Below are 12,069 nucleotides of genomic sequence, written 5' to 3' on the forward strand. Positions count from 1 at the left end.
GGAGCAGGGCCTGCCGCCTCTCGACGAGGCGCGCAAGCTCGTCGGCGGGATGTTCACCGACGTCGCGCAGAAGATCACGACCGAGGACTCGAAGAAGATCCGCGAGCTCGTCCGCAACTCGGCGATTCGCGACGACCGCCAGCTGACCACCCGCGAGCTCGACCAGGTCGCGAACGCGGCCGGCCAGATCAACGAGGCGCTCGCACCGCTGCACAAGGAAGCCGACAAGGCGACCGGCTCGAAGAAGGGCGCGGTCACCAAGCACATGAACAAGGTGCGCGACGCGCTGCTCGCGGGCGAGGAGCTCGAGGGCGACGACGCCGAGCTCGTCAAGGGCGTCGACAAGAAGAATCTCGACAAGGCCCGCGACCTCGGGAACGGGCTTCTGCTCGAGCTGCTCGAGACCCTGAGCGGCGGAGAGTCCGCCGAGGAGATCCGCGACCGCGCGAACGACCTCTGCCTCAAGGCCGAGGGCCGCATGCAGAAGGAGGATCTCGACGCGATCATCCAGTGGTCGCTCAAGGTCCGCGAGATGTACCTCGACATCGAGTCGCGCCGCGAGGACGCCCGCGAGGCGTCCGTCGACGCGGTCAACCGGCTCGAGCAGACGTGGCAGCTCTTCCGCGACCTCGAGCCGAAGATGATCGTCAACGACGAGATGCTCTTCCGCGAGCTGAAGGACCGCTTCGGCTCCGCGTACGGATTCGGCGTCTACTTCAAGGGCGGCATGGGCGCGGAGGCGATCCGCGAGCTCCTGCGCGACCTCGACCTCACCGCCGAGGTGAAGTCACTGCGCGAGACCATCCGCACGTCGAAGGGGCAGAAGCAGAGCCGCGCGATCAAGCGCCTCAAGGTCGTGAACGCGTTCATCACCTCGGAGAACCGACCCGAGTGGATGATCCTCGAGGCGATCCCGGTCATCCCGCCCGAGCTTCGCCCGATGGTGCAGCTCGACGGCGGCCGCTTCGCCACGAGCGACCTGAACGACCTCTACCGGCGCGTCATCAACCGGAACAACCGTCTCAAGCGGCTCCTGGACCTCGGCGCGCCGGAGATCATCGTCAACAACGAGAAGCGGATGCTGCAGGAGGCCGTCGACGCCCTGTTCGACAACGGGCGCCGCGGCCGCGCGGTGACGGGCCCGGGCAACCGGGCGTTGAAGTCGCTCTCCGACATGCTCAAGGGCAAGCAGGGCCGCTTCCGCCAGAACCTGCTCGGCAAGCGCGTCGACTACTCCGGCCGTTCGGTCATCGTCGTCGGCCCGCAGCTCAAGCTGCACCAGTGCGGCCTGCCCAAGCAGATGGCGCTGGAGCTGTTCAAGCCGTTCGTGATGAAGCGCCTCGTCGACCTCGACCACGCACAGAACATCAAGTCGGCCAAGCGCATGGTCGAGCGCGCGCGCCCCGTGGTGTGGGACGTCCTCGAAGAGGTCATCACCGAGCACCCGGTCCTGCTCAACCGTGCGCCGACGCTGCACCGCCTCGGCATCCAGGCCTTCGAGCCCCAGCTCGTCGAGGGCAAGGCCATCCAGATCCACCCGCTCGTCTGCTCGGCCTTCAACGCTGACTTCGACGGTGACCAGATGGCCGTGCACGTGCCCCTGTCGGCGGAGGCCCAGGCCGAGGCACGGATCCTGATGCTCTCGAGCAACAACATCCTCAAGCCGGCCGACGGTCGCCCCGTGACCATGCCCACGCAGGACATGATCACCGGCATCTTCCACCTGACCGAGCTGGTCGACGGTGGGGGTCTGGGTGCCGGCCGTGCCTTCTCGTCCCCGGCCGAGGCCCGGATGGCCTTCGACCGTGGTGAGATCGAGCTCGGCTCGTCGGTCAAGCTGCGCCTGACGGACGTCGTGCCCCCGGCCGGCTTCGAGCTGCCCGAGGGCGTCGAGCCGGACGAGAGCGGCCTGGTCCCGGCGATCCTCGTCGAGACCACCCTCGGCCGGGCGCTGTTCAACGACGCCCTGCCGGTGGACTACCCGTTCATCAACAAGGCCATCGACCGCAAGGGCCTGTCGTCGATCGTCAACGACCTCGCGGAGCGCTACTCCAAGGTCCAGGTCGCCGCGTCCCTCGACGCCCTGAAGGAGGCCGGCTTCCACTGGGCCACCCGCTCGGGCAGCACCGTCGCCATCTCCGACGTCACGACGCCGGGCAACAAGACGGAGATCCTCGAGGGCTACGAGGCCAAGGCCGCCAAGGTGCAGACGCAGTACGAGCGCGGTCTGATCACCGACGACGAGCGCCGTCAGGAGCTCGTCGAGATCTGGACCCAGGCGTCGAACCAGGTCGCCAAGGAGATGGAGACCAACTTCCCGCGCACGAACCCCATCTACCGGATGGTGTCCTCGGGTGCGGGTGGCAACTGGTTCCAGATCCGTCAGATCGCCGGGATGCGTGGCCTCATGGCCAACCCGAAGGGTGAGATCATCCCGCGGCCGATCAAGGCGAACTTCCGTGAGGGCCTCACGGTGCTCGAGTTCTTCATCTCGACGCACGGTGCCCGCAAGGGCCTGGCCGACACCGCGCTGCGGACGGCCGACTCGGGCTACCTCACGCGTCGTCTCGTCGACGTGTCGCAGGATGTCATCATCCGTGAGGACGACTGTGGCACCGACCGCGGCCTGACGCTGCCGATCGCCCAGATCAACGAGACGACGGGCACGCGTACCCTCTCGGAGGTCGTCGAGGCGTCGGTCTACGCCCGCACGCTGGCCGAGGACGTCACGGACGCCGACGGCACGGTGCTGGCCGAGGCCGGCATCGACCTCGGTGACGTCGTCATCAGCGCGCTCTACGCGGCGGGTGCCGACCACGTCAAGGTGCGCTCGGTCCTCACCTGCGACTCGAAGGTCGGCACGTGTGCCAAGTGCTACGGCCGCTCGCTCGCGACGGGCAAGCTCGTCGACATCGGCGAGGCGGTCGGCATCATCGCCGCCCAGTCGATCGGTGAGCCGGGCACGCAGCTGACGATGCGCACCTTCCACACCGGTGGTGCCGCGGCGGCCGACGACATCACGCAGGGTCTGCCGCGTGTCGTCGAGCTGTTCGAGGCCCGCACGCCCAAGGGTGTCGCTCCCATCGCCGAGGCCACCGGCCGCGTCGAGATCGAGGACACCGACAAGGCGCGCCGCATCCTGCTCACGCCCGACGACGGCTCCGACCAGCACGCCTACCCGGTGAGCAAGCGCTCGCGCCTGCTCATCCAGGACGGCGACCACGTCGAGGTCGGCACCAAGCTGCTCCAGGGCGCGATCGACCCGAAGCAGGTGCTTCGCATCCTCGGTCCCCGGGCCGCGCAGAAGCACCTCGTCGACGAGGTGCAGAGCGTGTACCGCCAGCAGGGTGTGTCGATCCACGACAAGCACATCGAGGTCATCGTCCGTCAGATGCTCCGTCGCGTGACGATCATCGAGGCGGGCGACGCGGACCTGCTTCCGGGCGAGCTCGCCGAGCGCGGCCGCTTCGAGGAGGAGAACCGCAAGACGATCGCCGAGGGCGGGCGCCCGGCCTCGGGTCGTCCGGAGCTCATGGGCATCACCAAGGCGTCGCTCGCGACCGAGTCGTGGCTGTCGGCCGCGTCCTTCCAGGAGACCACGCGTGTCCTCACGCAGGCCGCGATGGAGGCGAGGTCCGACCCGCTGCTCGGCCTCAAGGAGAACGTCATCCTCGGAAAGCTCATCCCTGCCGGGACGGGCCTGCCCCGCTACCGCAACATCAAGGTGGAGCCGACCGAGGAGGCCAAGGCCGCCATGTACTCGCTGCCGAGCTACGACGCGTACGACTACGCGACCTTCGGCACGGGCACCGGCGAGGCGATCCGTCTCGACGACGAGGCGCTGGGGCTAGACAAGCTCTGACCGACCGTCGTGAGGCCGTCAGGCCGTATGCCGCTGGGCTGGGACCGCGCGGAAGCGCAGTCCCAGCCCAGCGGCGTTTCAAGCCCTCGGCGGTTGGTGCCCTGGGAACACCTCACCTGATCGAGTGAACAACTTCTGGGGACTCCGGATCCCAGAAGTTGTCCACTCGATCGGGTGGGGAGCAAGGGCCGCTCGATAGGGTTGCGGCATGAGCGATGCACCTCCGGTCGAGACCCCCTCCGAGCCCGAACACGAGCCCGAATCCGATGCCGCACCAGCCGCGGTCATCGTCCTGACCGAGGAGGCGCTCAAGCCCGTCGACGTGGACCGGATCGCGAGCCTGCACGCCGGGGACGAGGAGCCGGAGACCTACCGGGTCCTGGTGCCCGCGGACACGAAACGCAACTTGCTGAGCACTTTCCTCAACCACCTCAGCCTCTTCGAGATGCGCGAGGCGCTCGATGCGCTCAAGCCGGTCGACCGTGAGGGGGCGCACGCGGATGCGCAGACGGCGCTCGCGCAGAGTCTGCGCGAGTTCGAGGAGCGGGGTCTGACGGTGACCGGTGAGGTGACCGGAGACGACCCCATGCCCACGCTCGTCGAGGAGGTTCGCCGCCTGAACGCCCGCGAGGTCGTCATCGTCACCGAGCCGCATGCCGTCGAGGACACCTTCCACACCGACTGGGCCTCCAAGGCGCGCGAGGTCCTCGGGCTGCCGGTCCTGCACATCTACGCGGGGGACTGGCGCCTCGGCTGACCCGCGTTCCGGTTCGAGGTAATCGGTTCGAGGTGTTGAGCGACTACTGGTCGTCGCGGAATACCTCCAACCGCGGCAGGGAGCCCAGCGGCATACGGCATTGTGGCGGTGAGCGCAAGGGTGCGGATTTGGTCGGCGTGGCGCCCCGCCGGTACGCTTGAACACTGTGTCTGAGGCCTGTACTCAGTCATGCGCGATGACGGCCTCGGTGCCCTGTCCGCCAGCCCCGGCCGGTGTGACATCACTGCGGTCCAGAGCGAACCTTCCGCCGGGCAATCCACAAAGCGTTGTGGGGAGTGCAGGGGGGAGCACCGGTTCACCGATCGACCACCGACACGCCCGACCTCGGGGGTGGCCGGGGTCACCGGGACCCGGATGACCAAGGAGTCGCCCCGCAGCGGGGTGGCATGACAACAGCAACGTTACGGAGTAACCAGGTTGCCTACCATCAACCAGCTGGTCCGCAAGGGCCGCCAGGACAAGGCCGCGAAGGCCAAGACCCCGGCGCTGAAGGGCTCGCCCCAGCGTCGCGGTGTGTGCACCCGCGTGTACACCACGACCCCCAAGAAGCCGAACTCTGCCCTTCGTAAGGTCGCCCGTGTCCGCCTCAGCAGCGGCATCGAGGTCACGGCCTACATCCCCGGCGTCGGCCACAACCTCCAGGAGCACTCGATCGTGCTCGTCCGCGGCGGCCGTGTGAAGGACCTTCCCGGCGTCCGCTACAAGATCATCCGCGGCACGCTCGACACCCAGGGTGTCAAGGGTCGCAAGCAGGCTCGCAGCCGCTACGGCGCGAAGAGGGAGAAGGCCTGATGCCTCGTAAGGGACCCGCTCCGAAGCGTCCGCTCGTCGTCGACCCGGTCTACTCCAGCCCGCTCGTCACGCAGCTCGTCAACAAGATCCTCCTCGACGGCAAGAAGTCGATCGCCGAGACCATCGTCTACGGCGCGCTCGAGGGCTGCCGCCAGAAGACCGGCACGGACCCTGTCGCCACGCTGAAGCGCGCGCTCGACAACGTCAAGCCGGCCATGGAGGTCAAGTCCCGTCGCGTCGGTGGCGCGACCTACCAGGTGCCGATCGAGGTCAAGCCGGGCCGTTCCACGACGCTGGCCCTGCGCTGGCTGGTCGGTTACGCGCGGCAGCGTCGCGAGAAGACGATGACCGAGCGCCTCATGAACGAGATCCTCGACGCGTCCAACGGCCTCGGCGCCGCCGTGAAGCGTCGCGAGGACACCCACAAGATGGCCGAGTCGAACAAGGCCTTCGCGCACTACCGCTGGTGACAGCACTTCCGGCCGTATGCCGCTGAGCTCGCTTGGCGGCATACCGCCGGGATCCAGCCCTGCCGCCCACCCGCCGGCACGGCTCCCACAGATTTCTCCCACACGAACGAGATGAGACAACTGACGTGGCACTCGACGTCCTGACGGACCTCAAGCAGGTCCGAAACATCGGCATCATGGCGCACATCGACGCCGGCAAGACGACGACGACGGAGCGCATCCTCTTCTACACCGGCGTCAACCGGAAGATGGGCGAGACGCACGACGGTGCCTCGACGACCGACTGGATGGAGCAGGAGAAGGAGCGCGGCATCACGATCACGTCCGCCGCGGTCACCTCCTTCTGGGACGGCACCCAGATCAACATCATCGACACGCCCGGCCACGTCGACTTCACGGTCGAGGTCGAGCGCTCGCTGCGCGTCCTGGACGGCGCCGTTGCGGTCTTCGACGGCAAGGAGGGCGTCGAGCCCCAGTCCGAGACGGTCTGGCGTCAGGCCGACAAGTACGACGTGCCGCGCGTCTGTTTCGTCAACAAGATGGACAAGCTCGGCGCGGATTTCTACTTCACCGTGCAGACGATCAAGGACCGCCTCGGCGCGGAGCCGCTCGTTCTCCAGCTGCCGATCGGCGCGGAGAGCGACTTCATCGGCGTCGTCGACCTGCTCGAGATGCGCGCCCTGGTGTGGCCGGGAGACGCCAAGGGTGACGTGACGATGGGCGCCAAGTACGAGGTCCAGGACATCCCCGCGGACCTGCAGGCCAAGGCCGAGGAGTACCGGCACCAGCTCGTCGAGCGGGTTGCCGAGTCCGACGACGAGCTCATGGAGAAGTACCTCGGCGGTGACGAGCTCACCGTCGACGAGCTCAAGGCCGGCATTCGCAAGCTCACGGTGAGCTCGGAGCTCTACCCGGTCCTGTGTGGATCCGCCTTCAAGAACCGTGGCGTCCAGCCGATGCTCGACGCGGTCGTCGACTACCTGCCCTCGCCCTTGGACGTGCCCGCCATGATCGGGCACAAGCCGGGCCACGAGGAGGTCGAGATGACCCGGGAGCCGTCGAAGGACGAGCCGTTCGCGGCGCTTGCCTTCAAGGTCGCCGCGCACCCGTTCTTCGGCACGCTGACCTTCATCCGGGTCTACTCGGGCCACATCTCCTCCGGCACCCAGGTGATGAACTCGACCAAGGGCAAGAAGGAGCGCATCGGCAAGCTCTTCCAGATGCACGCCAACAAGGAGAACCCGGTCGACGAGGCGATGGCGGGCCACATCTACGCCGCGATCGGCCTCAAGGACACGACGACGGGCGACACGCTCTGCGACCTGAACGACCCGATCGTCCTCGAGTCGATGTCGTTCCCGGAGCCGGTCATCCAGGTCGCCATCGAGCCGAAGACCAAGGGGGACCAGGAGAAGCTCTCCACGGCCATCCAGAAGCTCTCCGCCGAGGACCCGACCTTCCAGGTCCACCTCGACGAGGAGACCGGCCAGACGATCATCGCCGGCATGGGCGAGCTGCACCTCGACATCCTCGTCGACCGCATGAAGCGGGAGTTCAAGGTCGAGGCCAACGTCGGCAAGCCGCAGGTCGCCTACCGCGAGACGATCCGCAGGCCGGTCGAGAAGTACGACTACGTCCACAAGAAGCAGACGGGTGGCTCCGGTCAGTACGCGAAGGTGCAGGTCACCTTCGAGCCGCTGACCGACACCGAGGGCGGCGAGCTCTACGAGTTCGTCAACGCGGTCACGGGTGGTCGCATCCCGCGTGAGTACATCCCGTCGGTCGACGCCGGTATCCAGGACGCGATGCAGTATGGCGTGCTCGCCGGCTACCCGCTCGTCGGGATCAAGGCGACCCTCGTCGACGGCGGCTACCACGATGTCGACTCGTCGGAGATGGCCTTCAAGATCGCCGGATCGATGGTCCTCAAGGAGGCCGTCAGGAAGGCGGACCCGGTGCTCCTCGAGCCCATGATGGCGGTCGAGGTCCGCACTCCCGAGGACTACATGGGTGACGTCATCGGCGACATCAACGCCCGCCGTGGCCAGATCCAGGGCATGGACGACATCAGCGGCGCCAAGGTGGTCCGCGCGGTCGTCCCGCTGTCCGAGATGTTCGGCTACGTCGGCGACCTGCGCTCCAAGACGCAGGGTCGCGCGAGCTTCTCCATGGAGTTCGACTCCTACTCAGAGGTCCCCAAGGCTGTTGCCGAGGAGATCATCAAGAAGACCCGCGGCGAGTGACTGACGGGGCAACCCGGCTAGTCTCTCCCGAGGAATCCCAATCGGAAATCACAACCCAACAGCGCCACGTCCTGCCCTGGTCGTACGGCGTAACACTATGAAGTCCTGAGGAGGACCACAGTGGCGAAGGCAAAGTTCGAGCGGACCAAGCCGCACGTCAACATCGGCACCATTGGTCACATCGACCACGGGAAGACGACGCTGACGGCTGCGATCTCCAAGGTCCTGCACGACAAGTACCCGGACCTCAACCCGCAGTTCGCGTTCGACGACATCGACAAGGCTCCGGAGGAGCGCCAGCGCGGCATCACCATCTCGATCGCGCACATCGAGTACCAGACGGAGGGGCGCCACTACGCCCACGTCGACTGCCCGGGTCACGCTGACTACGTCAAGAACATGATCACCGGCGCTGCTCAGATGGACGGTGCGATCCTCGTGGTCGCCGCGACCGACGGCCCGATGCCGCAGACGAAGGAGCACGTCCTCCTCGCTCGCCAGGTGGGCGTCCCCTACATCGTGGTGGCGCTCAACAAGGCCGACATGGTCGACGACGAGGAGATCCTCGAGCTCGTCGAGATGGAGGTCCGTGAGCTGCTGACGACCTACGAGTTCCCCGGCGACGACGTCCCGGTCATCAAGGTCTCCGCGCTCAAGGCGCTCGAGGGCGACGCGGAGTGGGGCCAGACGGTCCTCGACCTCATGGACGCCGTGGACACCTACATCCCGGAGCCGGAGCGCGACGTCGACAAGCCGTTCCTCATGCCCGTCGAGGACGTCTTCACGATCACCGGTCGTGGCACGGTCGTCACCGGCCGTATCGAGCGCGGCATCCTCAAGGTCAACGAGGAGGTCGAGATCGTCGGCATCCACCCCGGCCCGGCCACGAAGACCACGGTCACCGGCGTCGAGATGTTCCGCAAGCTGCTCGACGAGGGTCGTGCGGGTGAGAACGTCGGCCTGCTCCTTCGCGGTGTCAAGCGCGAGGACGTCGAGCGCGGCCAGGTTGTCGTCAAGCCCGGCTCGATCACGCCGCACACCGAGTTCGAGGGTCAGGTCTACATCCTGTCCAAGGACGAGGGCGGCCGTCACACGCCGTTCTACGACAACTACCGTCCGCAGTTCTACTTCCGGACCACGGACGTGACGGGTGTCGTCCACCTGCCCGAGGGCACCGAGATGGTCATGCCCGGCGACAACACCGACATGAAGGTCGAGCTCATCCAGCCGATCGCCATGGAGGAGGGACTGAAGTTCGCCATCCGTGAGGGTGGCCGCACGGTCGGCGCCGGTCGCGTCACGAAGATCATCAAGTGACCTGACGCACGAGTCATCGGGAGGGCCCGGTTCGCTTCGGCGGGCCGGGCCTTCCCGCATCCCGTCACACCGATGCCGTATGCCGCTGGGCTCGCTTCTGCGTGCCGGGGCGGTTTCGTGGGCGGCTGGGCTCCCCGGAGACGCATACGGGTGCCCTAGGGTGGTGGGAACGACTCGGAGGTGTACCCGATGCCCACGGACGTCCCACTTGCGGTCCTTTCCCGCGCGCTCGATCAAGCCGTTTCCGTCATCGGTGGTGTGCAGGAGAGCCAGCTCGGGGATCCGACGCCCTGCCCGGACTGGGACGTCCGGCGGCTCGTCGCGCACCTCGTCGCGGCGCCCGCGCGCTTCGTCGAGATGGGCTCCGGCGGCAAGCCGGACTGGTCCACCGACCCGCCGGTCGGGCTCGGCGAAGCGGCGTCGAGCTTCCGGGCCAACGCCGACGAGCTCCTCGCGACCTGGACGTCCAAGGGCGAGGACGCTGACACGAGCATGGCGGACTGGCAGACGGCGGAGGTGGCCGTGCACACGTGGGACCTCGTGAGGGCGACGGGCCAGGACCGCGACCTCGACCCAGAGGTCGCTGAGCGCGGCATGGCGTTCCTGTCAACCGGACTCACCGACGAGAATCGCGGCCCGGCCTTCGGTCCGGAGGTGCAGGTGCCCGGCGACGCCCCGGTCTACGTGAGGCTCGCGGCCGTGGCCGGCCGCGCCCCCTGACGGCTCAGAGCGGTGGCAGGCCGATGACCGCGCGGAAGGCGTTCTCGACCAGATCCGACCGTTCGTGCGTCCCCATGCTGCCCGTGACGAATGCGTACGCGTAGCGTCCCTCGGTGCTCGCCCAGCCCACGCTCCCGCCGATGCCGCCCATGCCGAAGCCGTCGGCGTCGACAGCGAAACCGAGCCCCCAGGACCGCGGCTCACCGCCCATGACCCGATCCACTCCGGAGGCCTGCGGTCGGACGGCCTCCTCGCGCAACGCGGGGGAGAGCAGCCGGCCCTGTAGCAAACTCGCGTAGAGCCCCGCGACCGCCCGCGCCGTCCCGTGGCCATTGATGGCCGGGACCAGGGCCCGGCGGAAGGCCTCGCTGTTGACGACGTCGCCATCCATCGCTCCGGGCGGATTGAGCAGCGCTCTCCGGAGCAGGTCGGGCGCACCCGGGTCCGCAACCTGCTCCGCGAGGACGCCGAGTCCGGTCAGGTCGACGACGCGCGCGAGCTCCCCAGACGCCAGGCCGATGGTGAAGTCCAGCTCCGCCGGCCCGCAGACCTCGGCGCGGAGGTACGTGCCGACGTCGCGCCCGTCGACCCGGCGGACGAGCTCGCCCACGAGATGGCCGTAGAAGAGGGCTGACTCCCCGATGGCCGTGCCTGAGGGCCAGCGGGCCCCCTCGGCCGCCAGGCGGCCGCACAGGCCGGTCCAGTCGAGCAGCAGCGACGCCGGCGCGGGCTCGGCGAGGGCGACGAGCCCGACCTGATGGGAGAGGACCTGGCGGACCGTTGCCTCGGTCAGCAGCTCGGGCCAGTAGCGCTGCACCGGGGCGTCGAGCTCCAGCAGTGCGTGGTCCACCATCGTGAGCGCCGCGAGGGCGACGAAGGGCTTGCTCACCGAGTAGGGCATGACGATGCTGTCGCGGTCCCACGGTCGGGTCCGGTCAGCGTCCGCATGGCCGCCCCAGAGGTCGACGACCCACCTCCCGTCATGCCAGATCGCGCTCGCGGCGCCGGTGCCCCTCTGCGCGCGGACGACCTCGGCGAAGGCGTCCTGCACTGCCTCGAAGCCGGGGACAACCGGCCCGTGAACCGTCATGGCGCAAGCATGGCGGGCTGGTCAGAGCATCGCCACGGCCTTGCCCACCTCCAGGATGGAGTCGATCGTGATCGGGTCCAGCACGAGCTGGACGTGGACGGCCCCAGCGCCGGCCAGGGCGACGATGTGCTCCGCGATGGCGGCGGGCTCACCGGGCACCGGGTCGACCGGGACGTTGTAGTCACCCTCGCCCATGACCCGGCCCCGTCCGGAGGCGAACCGCACGAGGACCGCTGCGGTTGCGCCCACCTCACCCGGCTGCCGACCTGCCTCGGCCGCGGCCGCCTCGACCCGCTCCCGCATCGCGGCGAAACCCGTGACGGAGTTGCCGTAGTCGCTCCACCACGTGTTCCACAGGTCGACGTGGGGCAGGCCGATCCGCATCATCCGGGGGCCCGTGGAGCCGAGCATGAGCGGCGGGCCTCCCGGGCGGGCCGGGGGCGGGTCGAGGACGCAGTCCTCCACGGCGTGGAACCGGCCGCGGAAGTCGGATCGTCCCTCCTGGAGGAGCTGCCGGATGATGGTGAAGGCCTCCTCGAAGCGCGCCACTCGGTCGCCGAAGGGGAAGCCGAAGGCCCGGTACTCGCGCTCGTTCCATCCGGCGCCGAGGCCGATCACGAGCCGCCCACCCGAGATGGCGTCCACGGTCGCCGCCATCTTCGCGAGCATGGCGGGTGCGTGGAACGACGTCGACGCGACGAAGGGCCCGAGCTCGACCCGAGATGGGACGGTGGCGAGGGCAGCCAACGATGTCCAGGCCTCCCACGGACCCCTGGCGGCCCCGCCGGGCAGGTCGT

Annotated in this window: 9 protein-coding genes; 7 read left to right on the forward strand and 2 right to left on the reverse strand. The window is 68.3% G+C overall.

The window, feature by feature from the left end:
* Positions 1 to 49 precede the first annotated feature (49 nt).
* The 7 genes from rpoC to VIR15_RS16970 all read left to right on the forward strand — a co-directional run bounded on the left by rpoC (position 50) and on the right by VIR15_RS16970 (position 10,182).
* A complete protein-coding gene (gene rpoC, locus VIR15_RS16940; protein WP_331929888.1) occupies positions 50 to 3,862 on the forward strand; it encodes a DNA-directed RNA polymerase subunit beta' in 3,813 nt (1,270 codons plus the stop codon).
* A 208-nt stretch (positions 3,863 to 4,070) separates the two neighbouring features.
* The gene (locus VIR15_RS16945; protein ID WP_331929872.1) at positions 4,071 to 4,619 is read left to right on the forward strand and encodes a hypothetical protein; all 549 of its coding nucleotides are present in this window, start codon (positions 4,071 to 4,073) and stop codon (positions 4,617 to 4,619) included.
* 438 nt (positions 4,620 to 5,057) lie between these two features.
* Complete coding sequence (rpsL, locus tag VIR15_RS16950; RefSeq protein ID WP_331929874.1) at positions 5,058 to 5,432, forward strand: 30S ribosomal protein S12; 375 nt, start codon at positions 5,058 to 5,060, stop codon at positions 5,430 to 5,432.
* On the forward strand, positions 5,432 to 5,902 hold the full coding sequence (gene rpsG, locus VIR15_RS16955; protein WP_034801547.1) for a 30S ribosomal protein S7: 471 nt from the start codon (positions 5,432 to 5,434) through the stop codon (positions 5,900 to 5,902). The genes rpsL and rpsG overlap by 1 nt, the downstream gene beginning before the upstream one ends.
* A gap of 125 nt (positions 5,903 to 6,027) precedes the next feature.
* Entirely contained in the window at positions 6,028 to 8,145 is a 2,118-nt protein-coding gene (gene fusA / locus VIR15_RS16960) for an elongation factor G (protein WP_331929878.1), read from the forward strand.
* A gap of 120 nt (positions 8,146 to 8,265) precedes the next feature.
* Positions 8,266 to 9,462 (forward strand): elongation factor Tu, encoded by a 1,197-nt coding sequence (gene tuf / locus VIR15_RS16965; RefSeq protein ID WP_331929880.1) that lies wholly within the window; start codon positions 8,266 to 8,268, stop codon positions 9,460 to 9,462.
* Between the two features lie 189 nt (positions 9,463 to 9,651).
* A complete protein-coding gene (locus VIR15_RS16970; RefSeq protein ID WP_331929882.1) occupies positions 9,652 to 10,182 on the forward strand; it encodes a TIGR03086 family metal-binding protein in 531 nt (176 codons plus the stop codon).
* A gap of 4 nt (positions 10,183 to 10,186) precedes the next feature.
* Here the strand turns inward: VIR15_RS16970 and VIR15_RS16975 are convergent, their stop codons facing one another.
* Both VIR15_RS16975 and VIR15_RS16980 read right to left on the reverse strand, forming a co-directional pair.
* On the reverse strand, positions 10,187 to 11,272 hold the full coding sequence (locus VIR15_RS16975) for a serine hydrolase domain-containing protein (RefSeq protein ID WP_331929884.1): 1,086 nt from the start codon (positions 11,270 to 11,272) through the stop codon (positions 10,187 to 10,189).
* 21 nt (positions 11,273 to 11,293) lie between these two features.
* Positions 11,294 to 12,069, reverse strand: a 776-nt coding sequence (locus tag VIR15_RS16980) for an LLM class flavin-dependent oxidoreductase (RefSeq protein ID WP_331929886.1), incomplete at its 5' end; no start/stop codon positions are given.

This window comes from Intrasporangium sp., assembly GCF_036566125.1.
Classification (GTDB): Bacteria; Actinomycetota; Actinomycetes; order Actinomycetales; family Dermatophilaceae; genus Intrasporangium.